Source organism: Pseudomonas sp. Marseille-QA0332 (assembly GCF_054950175.1).
On the sequence record NZ_CM143106.1, the window covers coordinates 1517757 to 1530202 of the forward strand.

10 protein-coding genes are annotated in these 12446 nt (G+C 65.3%); 3 read left to right on the top strand and 7 right to left on the bottom strand.

Annotated features, from left to right (window positions below):
- The first annotated feature begins 7 nt into the window (after nt 1-7).
- Complete coding sequence (locus ACY8GK_RS07100) at nt 8-3136, top strand: multidrug efflux RND transporter permease subunit (RefSeq protein ID WP_462402705.1); 3129 nt, start codon at nt 8-10, stop codon at nt 3134-3136.
- A gap of 58 nt (nt 3137-3194) precedes the next feature.
- A complete protein-coding gene (mobA, locus tag ACY8GK_RS07105) occupies nt 3195-3776 on the top strand; it encodes a molybdenum cofactor guanylyltransferase MobA (RefSeq protein ID WP_196178867.1) in 582 nt (193 codons plus the stop codon).
- Between the two features lie 88 nt (nt 3777-3864).
- Here mobA and ACY8GK_RS07110 read toward each other — a convergent pair whose 3' ends face one another.
- From ACY8GK_RS07110 to ACY8GK_RS07135, 6 genes are read right to left on the bottom strand one after another with little or no spacing between them, the layout of a single operon-like run.
- Entirely contained in the window at nt 3865-5808 is a 1944-nt protein-coding gene (locus ACY8GK_RS07110) for a response regulator (RefSeq protein WP_462402706.1), read from the bottom strand.
- Nucleotides 5798-6673, bottom strand: coding sequence for a sensor histidine kinase (locus ACY8GK_RS07115; protein WP_196178871.1), 876 nt, complete (start codon nt 6671-6673; stop codon nt 5798-5800). The genes ACY8GK_RS07110 and ACY8GK_RS07115 overlap by 11 nt, the downstream gene beginning before the upstream one ends.
- The gene (locus tag ACY8GK_RS07120; RefSeq protein WP_462402995.1) at nt 6666-7676 is read right to left on the bottom strand and encodes an ATP-binding protein; all 1011 of its coding nucleotides are present in this window, start codon (nt 7674-7676) and stop codon (nt 6666-6668) included. The genes ACY8GK_RS07115 and ACY8GK_RS07120 overlap by 8 nt, the downstream gene beginning before the upstream one ends.
- Nucleotides 7673-8077: an anti-sigma regulatory factor gene (locus ACY8GK_RS07125; protein ID WP_196178873.1), complete on the bottom strand. Its 405-nt coding sequence runs from the start codon at nt 8075-8077 to the stop codon at nt 7673-7675. The genes ACY8GK_RS07120 and ACY8GK_RS07125 overlap by 4 nt, the downstream gene beginning before the upstream one ends.
- Complete coding sequence (locus ACY8GK_RS07130; protein WP_196178874.1) at nt 8074-8436, bottom strand: STAS domain-containing protein; 363 nt, start codon at nt 8434-8436, stop codon at nt 8074-8076. Before ACY8GK_RS07130 ends, ACY8GK_RS07125 begins: the two co-directional genes overlap by 4 nt.
- 3 nt (nt 8437-8439) lie before the next feature.
- Nucleotides 8440-9285, bottom strand: coding sequence for an STAS domain-containing protein (locus ACY8GK_RS07135; protein WP_196178876.1), 846 nt, complete (start codon nt 9283-9285; stop codon nt 8440-8442).
- A 220-nt stretch (nt 9286-9505) separates the two neighbouring features.
- Here ACY8GK_RS07135 and yghU point away from each other — a divergent pair, with 220 nt between their 5' ends.
- Complete coding sequence (gene yghU / locus ACY8GK_RS07140; RefSeq protein WP_462402707.1) at nt 9506-10345, top strand: glutathione-dependent disulfide-bond oxidoreductase; 840 nt, start codon at nt 9506-9508, stop codon at nt 10343-10345.
- A 36-nt stretch (nt 10346-10381) separates the two neighbouring features.
- Here the strand turns inward: yghU and ACY8GK_RS07145 are convergent, their stop codons facing one another.
- Nucleotides 10382-12352: a choline BCCT transporter BetT gene (locus tag ACY8GK_RS07145; protein WP_196178879.1), complete on the bottom strand. Its 1971-nt coding sequence runs from the start codon at nt 12350-12352 to the stop codon at nt 10382-10384.
- Nucleotides 12353-12446 lie beyond the last annotated feature (94 nt).

A 12446-nucleotide genomic window follows, 5' to 3' on the forward strand; every position in this document is an offset into this window, starting at 1 on the left:
CTGACCCATGCCACAGTTCTTCATAGACCGGCCAGTATTCGCCTGGGTGGTCGCCTTGTTCATCCTGCTGACCGGTGCCCTGGCCCTGCCGCGCCTGCCCGTGGCGCAGTACCCGGACGTCGCGCCGCCGCAGATCGAGATCTACGCGGTCTACCCAGGGGCTTCCGCCGCGACCATCGACGACAGCGTGGTCAGCCTGATCGAGCAGGAACTCAACGGCGCCGACAACCTGTTGTACTTCTCCTCGCAGAGCAGTCTCGGCAGCGCGACCATCAAGGTCAGCTTCGCCCCGGGAACCCATCCGGACCTGGCCCAGGTGGACGTACAGAACCGTCTCAAGGTGGTGGAGTCTCGCCTGCCGCGCGCAGTGATCCAGCAGGGCCTGCAGGTCGAGAAGGTCTCGAGCGGGTTTCTGCTGCTGGTGACGCTCACCTCGGAGGATGGCAGCCTCGACGAAACCGCCCTGAGCGACTTCCTGGCTCGCAACGTGATGAACGAGATCCGCCGCCTCAAAGGCGTCGGCAAGGCACAGCTGTATGGTTCGGAGCGGGCCATGCGCATCTGGATCGACCCGCGCAAGCTGGTCGGCCTGGGTCTTGCGCCCAACGACGTAGTCCAGGCCATCGCCGCCCAGAACATCCAGGTGGCGCCCGGCAGCATCGGCGATCTGCCAGCCCGCGCCACTCAGGAGATCACCGCCAACGTGGTGGTCAAGGGCCAGCTGAGCGATCCCCGGGAGTTCGCCGCCATCGTGCTGCGGGCCAACCCCGACGGCTCCAGCGTGACCATCGGCGACGTCGCCAGGGTCGAGATCGGCGCCCAGGAGTACCAGTACGGCACGCGCCTGAACGGCAAGCCGGCCAGCGCCTTCGCGGTGCAGCTGTCGCCTGGGGCCAACGCCATGGAAACGGCCGCCCTGGTCCGTGACAAGATGCAGCAGCTGTCAGGCTATTTCCCGGCCGGCGCACGCTACGACATTCCCTATGATACCGCGCCCTTCGTCGAGGTCTCGATCAAGCAGGTGGTCACCACCCTCTTCGAAGCCATGCTGCTGGTGTTCGTGGTGATGTTCCTGTTCCTGCAGAATCTGCGTTGCACCCTGATCCCGGCCTTGGTGGTCCCGGTGGCGCTGATGGGCACCTTCGCCGTGATGCTGGCGCTGGGCTTCTCGGTCAACGTGCTGACCCTGTTCGGCATGGTGCTGGCCATCGGCATCCTGGTGGACGACGCCATCGTCGTGGTGGAGAACGTCGAGCGGATCATGGCCGAAGAAGGCCTGATGCCCAGGGAAGCGACCCGCAAGGCCATGGGCCAGATCAGTAGCGCGATCATCGGCATCACTCTGGTGCTGGTGGCGGTGTTCCTGCCGATGGCCTTCATGGAAGGCTCGGTGGGGGTGATCTACCAGCAGTTCTCGGTCTCCATGGCCGTGTCGATTCTGTTCTCGGCGTTTCTGGCCCTGAGCCTTACGCCAGCGCTGTGCGCGAGCCTGCTCAAACCGATCGGCAAGCACGCCCAGCATCAGCGCAAGGGCCTGTTCGGCGCCTTCAATCGACGCTTCGACGCCATGAGCGATGGTTATCAGCGTTGGGTCGGCAAAGCCCTGGTCCGTAGCGGTCGCTACCTGCTGGTCTATGCGCTGCTGCTAGGGGTGCTCGGCTACGGGTTCGGCCAGTTGCCCAGTGCCTTCCTGCCAACCGAAGACCAGGGCTACACCATCACCGACATCCAGCTGCCGCCCGGCGCCAGTCGCCTGCGCACCGAACAGGTGGCGGCACAAATAGAGGCGCACAATGCCCAGGAGCCCGGCGTGGACAATACCACGCTGATCCTCGGCTTCAGCTTCTCCGGTAGCGGGCAGAACGCGGCGCTGGCCTTCACCACCCTCAAGGACTGGTCCCAGCGCAGTCCCCAGGACAGCGCACAGGCCATCGCCGATCGGGCCAGCCTGGCCTTCAGCCGCTTGAAGGATGCCGTGGCGTTCTCGCTGCTGCCACCGCCAATCGACGGACTCGGCGAATCCAGCGGCTTCGAGCTGCGCCTGCAGGACCGTGGCGGCATCGGCTACCAGGCGCTGATGCAAGCACGCGACAAGCTGTTGGCCGATGCCGGCGCCAGTCCACTGTTGACCAACGTGCGCGAATCCTCGCTGGCCGAGAGCCCGCAAGTCGAACTGGAGGTGGACCGGCGCCAGGCCAACGCGCTGGGAGTGGCGTTCAGCGACATCGGCGCGCTGCTGGACATCGCGGTGGGCTCGAGCTACGTCAACGACTTTCCCAACCAGGGACGCATGCAGCGGGTCGTGGTCCAGGCCGAGGGCGACCAGCGCAGCCAGGTCGAGGACCTGTTGCGGATGCACGTACGCAACGACAGCGGCTCGCTGGTCCCGCTAGGGGCTTTCGTCCAGGCCCGCTGGGTCAGCGGACCGGTCCAGTTGACCCGTTACAACGGTTACCCGGCAGTGTCGATTTCCGGCGAACCCACCGCCGGGGTGAGCTCGGGCCAGGCAATGGCCGAGATCGAGCGACTGGTGGCGCTGTTGCCAGCGGGCGTCGGCCTGGAGTGGACCGGCCTGTCGCTGCAGGAGCGCCTGTCGGGCAGCCAGGCGCCGATGCTCATGGCCTTGTCGCTGCTGGTGGTATTCCTTTGCCTGGCAGCACTGTATGAAAGCTGGTCGATCCCGACCGCGGTGCTGCTGGTGGTGCCGCTGGGCATGTTCGGTGCCGTGCTGGCGGTGACCTTGCGCGGCATGCCCAACGATGTGTTCTTCAAGGTCGGCCTGATCACCCTGATCGGCCTGTCGGCGAAGAACGCGATCCTGATCATCGAGTTCGCCAAGGACCTGGTCGAGCAAGGTCACGATGCCGTGGACGCGGCCATGCAGGCGGCTCGCCTGCGCCTGCGACCGATCGTCATGACCTCGCTGGCCTTCATTCTCGGCGTGGTACCGCTGGCCATCGCCAGTGGCGCGAGTTCGGCCAGCCAGCAAGCCATCGGCACCGGGGTGATTGGTGGCATGCTCAGCGCGACCCTGGCGGTGGTGTTCGTACCGGTGTTCTTCGTGGTGGTGATGCGCCTGGCTGGACGTCGCCACGCCAAGCCTGACGAAGCGGCGGCGACCGCTGCGCAAGAGTGACTGGACAAGTGCGCCCGGGCATGGGAGGGTTCAGCCGTCGACCGCCCGGAGTTCTCCCATGCCTGCTGACCTTCCTGCCTGCTCCGTGCTGATCCTCGCAGGTGGCCGAGGCCAGCGCATGGGCGGACGTGACAAGGGCCTGGTGCATTGGCAGGGACAACCGCTGGTGGCCCATGTGCAGCGTGTGGCGCGCACGCTCAGCGATGATGTGGTGATCTCCTGCAACCGCAACCTGGAGCGCTATCGAGCATTCGCCGACCAGTTGGTATGCGATGCCGAGCCAGATTTCCCTGGCCCGATGGCAGGCGTGATCGCCGGTCTGCGAGTCGCCAGGCACCCCTGGGTGGTGCTGCTGGCCTGCGACGCGCCAAAAGTGGACCAGGCGTTGATCCAGGCGTTGCGGGCGCTGGCGATCACCCATCACGGCCCGGCCATGGCGCGTCAGGGCGGTTACTGGCAGCCGATGTTCAGCGTGCTTCCACGCCAGCTGCTGCCGCTGCTGGAAACTGCCTGGGCCGCGGGCGAGCGCAGCCTGCAACGCGCCCTGCTGCGCGCCCCGGTGCAGGCGCTGGCGTGCGAGGACGCAGACCCCCGTCTGAGCAATTTCAACAGCCCCCATTGGCTCGAAACCCAGCCCTAGCAAGCGGCATGCGGCACGCTGCAGTTCGTGCGTGTCTATTGAAGCTACGCCAGTCAGCTTGCGGCTTGGAGCTTGCAGCTCGCTGCCGCTAGGCCCGCTCCAGCATGTGCCGCACCTTCTCGAGCAAGTCGTCGATCTGAAACGGCTTGACCAGCATGTCCATGCCCGCGCCAAGGAAGCTCTGGCGGTCGAGCGCGGTCTGCGCGTAGCCGGTCATGAACAGCACCGGCAGGGTTGGCCGGTAGAGCCGGGCCATGTCGGCCAGTTCGCGGCCACTCATCGACGGCAGACCGACATCGGTGAGCAGCAGCTCCAGGCCAGGCTCGCTGCGCAAATGCTCCAGCGCCTGCTCGACATCCTCGGCCAGCGTGCAGCGATAGCCGGCATCACTGAGCACTTCGGCCACCGACTGGCGTACCGAGGCCATGTCTTCGACGATCAGCACCTGTTCGCCGGCGCCTCGATGACCGAGCGGTTTTCGGGGCGTCCCGACGATCGCCGGCTGGCTGCTTGCGGGCAGCATCAGGGTGACCGTGGTCCCGCGGCCGGTCATGCTGCGAATCGCCACATGCCCGCCTGACTGCCGGGCGAAGCCATAGATGGTCGACAGGCCCAGGCCGGTCCCCTGCCCGACCGGCTTGGTGGTGAAGAACGGGTCGAAGACCTTGTCCAGCAACGCCGGAGCAATGCCCACACCGTCATCTCGAACGCTGATCGTCACATAGCTGCCGTCGGCCAGGTTCGGGTCATCGTCGACGCGGATGGTCGCGGTATCGACCCAGATGTGCCCACCATTGGGCAAGGCATCGCGGGCGTTGATCACCAGGTTGAGCACCGCGCTTTCCAGTTGCACCGGGTCCACCAAGGCGATGGCCGGCTGGCTGCTCAGATGCAGGCGCAGGTCGATGCGCTCGCCGATGGTCCTGCCCAGCAGTTCTTCCAGTGACTGCACATGCTGGTTGACGTCGACCGGACGGGTATCGAGCGGCTGCTGGCGAGCGAACGCCAAGAGCCGATGAGTCAGCGAGGCGGCGCTGGTCGCCGAGTTCAAGGCAGCCTCGGCATAGACCCGGACCTTTTCGGTGCGCCCCTCGTCGATCCGCTTGCGGATCAGCTCGAGGCTGGTGATGATCCCGGTCAGCAGGTTGTTGAAATCGTGGGCGATGCCTCCGGTCAGCCGGCCCAGGCCGTCCATCTTCTGCAATTGCAGCAACTGCGCCTCGGTGCGGGCGTGCTCGGCCATCTCTCGAGCCAATTGCGTGTTGGCGTCATCGAGCAAGGCGAGATGAGAGCGCTCGCGGTGGCGATGCTCGGTGACGTCCTCGACGAACGCCAGGCATAACCCCTGTTCGCGATAGGGCGAGAGCTGCCATTCGATATCACGCGGCTGACCTTGCACCTGCATGACCAAGGTGTCTTTCCAGCGTGTTCCGGCGGCCAGGTGCTGGCGCAGTTGATCGAGCTCGGCCCGCTGGCCGACGGCGAAGCATTCGTCGAGACGGTCAGGGTTGCGGTTGTCCTGGATCAGCAAGGCAAAGGCATGGTTGCACTCATGCACCTTGAGCTGGGCATCGAGCACCGCGATGGGCGCCGAGACATGGGTGAATATCTCGCGAAATCGCGCTTCGCTCTCGCGCAAGGCGCGCTCGGTATCGCGCACCCGCAGCAGGGTGCGCAAGGTCGCCAGGAGCACGTCGGCATCCACCGGATGCACCAGGTAGGCGTCGGCGCCGGCGTCGAGGCCGGTGATGACATCGTCGCTCTGGATCGACGCCGCCGAGACGTGGATGACCGGCAGCAGGGCCGTGCGGCTGTCGGCCCGCAGCAGCCGGACGATGTCGAAACCACTCATGTCCGGCAGGTTGACATCGAGGATCAGCGCATCGATCTGCTCGTCGCGAATCTTCGCCAGGCCTTCGCTGCCGGTACCCGCCTCCAGCACCCGGTAGCCGTGCGAGTCCAGACGACGACGCAGCGCATAGCGGGTCGCGGCGTTGTCGTCGACGATGAGCAGACGTACCTCAGGCTTCATCGGGACTCTCCTGGGCCAGGGCCAGCGGGATGGTGACATGGAAGGTCGAGCCCCTGCCAGGTTCGCTCTCGAAGCCGACCGCCCCGCCCAGCAGCACGGCGAAGCGCTTGCACAGCGACAGGCCCAGGCCCGTGCCACGCAGGCGCTTCTGCAGCGGCGAGTCGACCTGGGCGAAATCTTCGAACAAGGCGCCATGCAGTTCCTTGGCGATGCCGATGCCGGTGTCGCTCACGGCGAAGCGAATCTTGTCGCTGCCTTCGAGGCGCGCCGATACCCGGACTTCGCCACGGAGGGTGAACTTCAGAGCATTGGAAATGAAGTTGCGCAGGATCTGCGTGAGTTTCTTGTCATCGGTATAGAGCCGTGGCAGCCCCACCGGCTCCTCGAAGATCAGATCGACCGTGCTGGCGTCGACGATCGGCCTGAACATGCCACGCAGCGCCGAGAACAGGTCGAGCATGTCGAACCAGGCCGGGGAGATGGTGATGCGCCCGGCTTCGATCTTGGCCAGGTCCAGCAGGTCGTCGACCATGTCGCCGAGCTCGCGCGTGGCGGTGCTGATGAAGGCGACCTGGCGGTGCTGCTCCTGGCTCAACGGCCCGTCCAGCTCATCGGCCAGCAAGCTGGTGATGCTCAGGATCGAGCCCAGCGGGGTACGGAACTCGTGGCTCATGTAGGAGAGGAATCGACTCTTGAGGTCCGAGGCCTGGCGCAACTGTTCGGCCTGGATATCCAGTTCCGCATACAGTGCCAGCACGCCCTGGTTGGTTTCGTCGAGTTCGGCGCGCAGGGCTTCGTTCTCCACCTGCAGGCGCTCTATCAGCGCCGCCTGCTCGGCCGCGCTTGCACGGGAAGGCTCAGCCATGGGCGATCTCCAGGTCGATGACGAGCACCGTCACGTCGTCCCGCCCACGGCAGAAGTCCCGGTGCAACACGGTAGCGATCACGGCCGGGTGACGATGCACCAGGCCGGGGTAGTCCTTGAGGGTCCAGCGTGACTGCAGACCATCGCTGTACATGACCAGCAACTGCCCGCCGACGTCAGCGTACTCGAACACCTGGGCCTTGCGATACTGGCTGCCGACGATGCCCGGATGGGAGGCCAGGCCTCGGCTATGCTCGGCATCGACCAGGCAGGCGCCGATGTTGCCGATACCGGCGAACTCCAGACGATCGCGCGTGCGGTCGTGGCGGGCCAGCGCGACGGCGCCTCCGCGCGTACCGTTCATGGCCTGGTGCATGGCGCCGATCAGCGCCTGTGGCTCGCCGAATGGCGCTTCGGCGAACGCCTGGGCACCGGCGAGCGCCGCGCGTTCGGCCTCTTCGCCGTGCCCGAGGCCGTCGATCAGCAAGGCCGCGAGGCGCTGGCCGGCGACCGCCAGATGCCAGGTATCGCCGCAGGCGGGATCATCGTGCAGCGAATGCTGGCTGACCCCGAAGCGCAGGTCGGGATCGACGTCGCCGCGCCGATACAGACGCGCCAGCACCACCGCGCCGCGCGGGTCGGCATGCTGGTCATGAACCTGGGCGAGCCGCGCCACGCTGCCCAAGCCGATGCCCTGGGTGCCCTGCGTGGAATAGCCGTCGGTCATGCACAGGGCCGTGTCGAACCCCGCGCCGCGGTCCACCGCGATCAGTTCGATGCCATGGCCCTCGGGCCGCGGCAGCACGCGCAAGTGCAGTTCGCCATGCCCGGCGTGCTTGAGCACGTTGCTGGCAAGCTCGGTGGCCACCAGCGCCACGCGCCCGGCATCGTTTTCGTCGAAGCCGTACCGTTCGGCCAGCTGCTGTGCGGTACGCCGGGCATGACCAACCTGGCTCTGGTCTTCCAGAGCCAGGACTTGGGTGAGCGAAGCCGAAAGGTTCATGTCCATCGCGTGATCGTCACCCGGGTGCCCTGGCCAGGCGTGGTATCCAGCTCGAACTCGTCCACCAGCCGACGCGCGCCGGTCAGGCCCAGACCAAGCCCACCGCCGGAGGTCCAGCCATCGGTCAGCGCCAGCTTGACGTCGGCGATGCCCGGCCCTTCGTCGCGAAAGCGCAGGCGCACGCCAACCCGGCCGCCATCGTCGAGCACCTGCCAGTCCATGTCGCCGCCCCCTCCGTAGACCACGGTGTTGCGCGCCAGCTCGCTGACGGCAGTCACCAGCTTGGTCAGGTCGACCAGGCGCATGCCGCACTCGCCCGCCAGCTTGCGAACCAGTTGCCGCGCCATGACCACGTCCTGTTCGATGCGCACCGGCAGCGTGCCGCTGTCGCGTGTGATCATCGCTGCGCTACCCGCTGACGCAGCAGCTGCATGCCCCTTTCGACGTTCAGTGCCGTGCTGACGCCAGGCAAGGTCAAGCCCAGCTCGACCAGAGTGATCGCCACGGCCGGCTGCATGCCCACCACCATGGTCTCGGCGTCCATGATGCGGGCAAGGCCGGAAATGCTGGCGATCATGCGGCCGATGAACGAGTCGACCATGTCCAGGGCCGAGATGTCGATCAGTACGCCGATGGCCGAGGTGCGGCTGATCCGCTCGGTCAGATCGTCCTGCAGCCGCAGGGCCAGCTGGTCGTGCATGTCCACCTGGATGGTCACCAGAAGGAATTCGCCCATTTGGAGGATCGGGATGCGCTCCATGTCTTATGCCCGCTGGCCGAGGTTGACGCCCAGGCGGGTGAGCGCGAGTTTCAGGGCATCGGCCAGGTTGGCCTTGGTGGTCAGCGAACCCAGGTCGAGCCCCAGGTGGACGATGGTCTGGGCGATCTGCGGCCGTACGCCACTGATGATCGCATCGGCGCCCATCAAGCGGATCGCGGTGACCGTCTTGAGCAGATGCTGGGCCACCAGGGTATCGACGGTCGGAACGCCAGTGATGTCGATGATGGCGATCTGCGCGCCGGTATCGACGATGCGCTGGAGCAACGATTCCATCACGGTCTGGCTGCGCTGGGAATCCAGCGTGCCGATCAGCGGTAGCGCCAGTACGCCGTCCCACAGCTTGACGACTGGGGTCGACAGCTCGAGCAGCTCTTCCTGCTGACGCTTGATCACCGCTTCACGGGACTTCTGGTAGGTCCGAATGGTATGCAGGCCAAGCGCATCGAGCAGCTCGGAGACCTTCCACAACTGCCCGGCCAGCTCTGCCGGCCGGTCATGGTATTGCGCCTGCAGCAGGTTGAACAGCGGCCCCTTGAGCGCGAAGACGAAATAGGCGGTCTGCTGCGAGTCGTGGCCTTGCTGCGCACGCGTGGCGGAAAGCCGCTCCAGGAAGCGACGGGTGTTCTCCCACTCGGGCGAACCGAGATCGGCCCCGCTACCCAGCCCTTCGATCAGCAGACTCATGAACTCGACGGTCTGCTGGCGCAGTTCATGCTCCTTGAGGTTGCGCGTGGCCCCGTTGGCCTCGAGGTCGCGGACCCATTCGCCGAGCACGCTTGCCTGGTCCTTGGTGATCGTTTGCAACGCGCTTTCGTGCAGTACTGCCATGCTGGGCTCCTGGATGAAATGATGACCGATGCCCGAGGCATGGCCAGCCTGCAAACACTGACATTCGCAGGGTTCAATAGTTGTGCGGGGTGGTGAAATAGTTGGCCTGGAACCGCCGAACCCGGTGTGCGAGAAAACGCCCCGCTTGCCTGGATGGCGAACCCGTGGCATGGATGCAGGTCCATCTTCGGACAGCCTTCCACTCCAAGGAGATCGCTCCATGAGCAAGCCTTCCTACGTCCCCCCCAAGGTCTGGACTCACCAGGCACCTTCCGGTGGCCAGTTCGCCAGTACCAACCGGCCAGTCGCCGGGCCGACCCATGACAAGACACTGCCTACGGGTCGACATCCGCTGCAGCTGTATTCGATGGGTACGCCAAACGGCGTGAAGATTACCATCATGCTCGAGGAACTGCTTGCGCTCGGACACGCCGGCGCCGAATACGATGCCTGGATGATCCGTATCGGCGAGGGCGACCAGTTCTCCAGCGGCTTCGTCGAGGTCAACCCCAACTCGAAGATCCCGGTCTTGCTCGATCGCAGCGTGGAGCCGCCGCTACGGGTCTTCGAGTCGGGCTCGATCCTGCTCTACCTGGCCGAGAAGTTCGGCGAGCTGTTGCCCACGGACCTGCCGACGCGCACGGAAACCCTGAACTGGCTGTTCTGGCAGATGGGCTCGGCGCCTTACCTGGGCGGTGGTTTCGGCCACTTCTACGTCTACGCACCGGAAAAGATCGAGTACGCGATCGATCGCTTCACCATGGAAGCCAAGCGTCAACTCGATGTGCTCGACCGGCGCCTGGCCGAGAGCCGCTACCTCGGCGGCCACCAATACAGCATCGCCGACATCGCCGTGTGGCCCTGGTACGGCCAGCTGGTGCGCGGCAATCTGTATGGCGCCGCGCAGTTCCTTTCGGTGCAGGATTACCCGAACGTGCAACGCTGGGCCGAGGACATCGCCAAGCGCCCGGCCGTCCAGCGCGGCACCCGGGTCAACCGCACCCCGACCGAAGGCGGCAACCAGGTCGAGGAACGCCACGCGGCCGCTGATCTGGACTGAACGGCCACCATGGCTGGAGCCGCCCGGCTGCGCGACTCAGCCCACCAGGTGCAGGTAGTGCATGTGGCGTTCGAAGTGATCGAGGATATCGCCGATCACTTCTTCCCTCGACCAGCCCATCACGTCATGGTCCTGGCCGCCTTCGCGCAGGTGCACTTCGGCGCGGAAATACTTGCGCTCCTCGTTGGGCGTGTCGCTCATGACGAAACTGGGCATGGCATAGGCATGCGGGCGGATCTCATAGATGAACGGATCGTCGTTCGGGCCAACCTTGAGCATCACGCTACCCTCCTCGCCGTCTTCGACGCTACATTCGTAGCCTTGACGCCGCCACTCCTCGGCCACCGACTCGCACGCCGGCTTGGCGACCTCGCTTATGAAGCGCAGCACGTGGGCACGCCGCGGGAACATGGCCAAGGTACGCAGGCGACGCTGCCAGTTGCCGGCGTTGCGCGAGGCGGTTGGCGAGATGGCCAGTGCCTGGTAACGCAGGCCGCGCTTGGTGGCATCGAGCTTGAGCGCCTTGAGCAGCCCGCGCATGCTGCACAGCAAGGCGATGGTGAACGGCAGGGCACTGGCGATGGTCGCCGTCTGCAGCGCCTTGAGGCCATCGGCCAGCAGCAGCGCGATGGCCACCAGGCCCATGCTCGACGCCCAGAAGATGCGTTGACGGATCGGCGTGTTCCCCTGGCCTCCAGAAGCGAGCATGTCCACTACCATGGCCCCGGAGTCGGCGGAGGTGACGAAGAACACCACCACCATGATGATGGCCAGGACACTGATCACGCTGGAGAACGGGAAATGCTCGAGGAACGCGAACAAGGCCAGCGAGGTGTCCTTGTCCACCGCTGCCGCCAGGTCGGTCAAGCCTTGGTCGAGGATCATGTGAATGGCCGTGTTGCCGAACACGGTCATCCACAGCAGGGTAAAACCGGTCGGCACCAGCATCACGCCGGTGACGAACTCGCGGATGGTGCGGCCTCGGGAGATGCGCGCGATGAACAGCCCGACGAAGGGCGACCAGGCCAGCCACCAGCCCCAGTAGAACAGCGTCCAACCACCGATCCAGTCGCTCGGCTGGTAGGCATAGAGGTTGAGCGTACGGCTGACGATCTCGCTCAGGTAGCCGCCGGTGTTCTGCACGAACGTTTGCAGGATCAGCACCGTCGGCCCGAGCACCACGACCATCAGCAACAGCAGCACCGCCAGACCCAGGTTCAGCTCCGACAACCGGCGAATCCCCTTGTCCAGCCCGGACACCACCGACAGCGTGGCCAGGAAGGTCGTGCCGATGATCAGCGCGATCTGGATCGGAATCGATACCGGGATACCGAACAGGGCGTTGAGCCCGGTATTGATCTGCGCGACACCGAAGCCAAGCGAAGTCGCTACCCCGAAGACCGTCCCGATGATGGCGAAGATGTCCACCGCGTGCCCGACCGGACCGTGGATACGCTCGCCGATGAGCGGGTACAGCGCTGAGCGCAATGTCAGCGGCAGGCCGTGGCGATAGCTGAAATAGCCAAGAATCAGCGCGACGATGGCGTAGATCGCCCAGGCATGCAGCCCCCAGTGGAAGAAGGTGATCCGCATCGCCTCGCCCGCGGCCTGTACCGAGCCGCCCTCGCCGTAGGGCGGCTTGACGAAATGCATCACCGGCTCGGCGACGCCGAAGAACATCAGCCCTATACCCATGCCGGCGGAGAACAGCATGGCGAACCAGGTGGTGCTACTGTAGTCGGGCGTGCTGTGGTCTGGCCCCAGCTTGATGTCGCCGTACCGACTGACGGCGAGAAACACCACGGTGCCAAGGATGATGGCGACCGCCAGGATGTAGAACCAGCTGACGTTGCCGATGATCCAGCCCTGGATCATCGCGAAGAGACTCTGGGCACTGGCCTGGAACACGCTGGCGTAGAGGACCAGAAGCAGCAGTACCACGGCCGATATCCAGAACACCGGCGGATTTATCTTGGCCGTTTCGACAGATTCGTTCTTTTTCTGCATGTATGAACAGCTCCTTGATGCGCCATTGGCGCTTGCAGAGGTCTGGTGGGTCTGTGACAGGCTCGGGTCAGCTACGTTCGCTTCCCTGGGCTGC

Bases quoted from the DNA above. Each gene is read 5' to 3' on its own strand.
- ACY8GK_RS07100 (WP_462402705.1), top strand. From the start codon at position 8: ATGCCACAGTTCTTCATAGACCGGCCAGTATTCGCCTGGGTGGTCGCC.
- mobA (WP_196178867.1), top strand. From the start codon at position 3,195: ATGCCTGCTGACCTTCCTGCCTGCTCCGTGCTGATCCTCGCAGGTGGC.
- ACY8GK_RS07110 (WP_462402706.1), bottom strand. From the start codon at position 5,808: ATGAAGCCTGAGGTACGTCTGCTCATCGTCGACGACAACGCCGCGACC.
- ACY8GK_RS07115 (WP_196178871.1), bottom strand. From the start codon at position 6,673: ATGGCTGAGCCTTCCCGTGCAAGCGCGGCCGAGCAGGCGGCGCTGATA.
- ACY8GK_RS07120 (WP_462402995.1), bottom strand. From the start codon at position 7,676: ATGAACCTTTCGGCTTCGCTCACCCAAGTCCTGGCTCTGGAAGACCAG.
- ACY8GK_RS07125 (WP_196178873.1), bottom strand. From the start codon at position 8,077: ATGATCACACGCGACAGCGGCACGCTGCCGGTGCGCATCGAACAGGAC.
- ACY8GK_RS07130 (WP_196178874.1), bottom strand. From the start codon at position 8,436: ATGGAGCGCATCCCGATCCTCCAAATGGGCGAATTCCTTCTGGTGACC.
- ACY8GK_RS07135 (WP_196178876.1), bottom strand. From the start codon at position 9,285: ATGGCAGTACTGCACGAAAGCGCGTTGCAAACGATCACCAAGGACCAG.
- yghU (WP_462402707.1), top strand. From the start codon at position 9,506: ATGAGCAAGCCTTCCTACGTCCCCCCCAAGGTCTGGACTCACCAGGCA.
- ACY8GK_RS07145 (WP_196178879.1), bottom strand. From the start codon at position 12,352: ATGCAGAAAAAGAACGAATCTGTCGAAACGGCCAAGATAAATCCGCCG.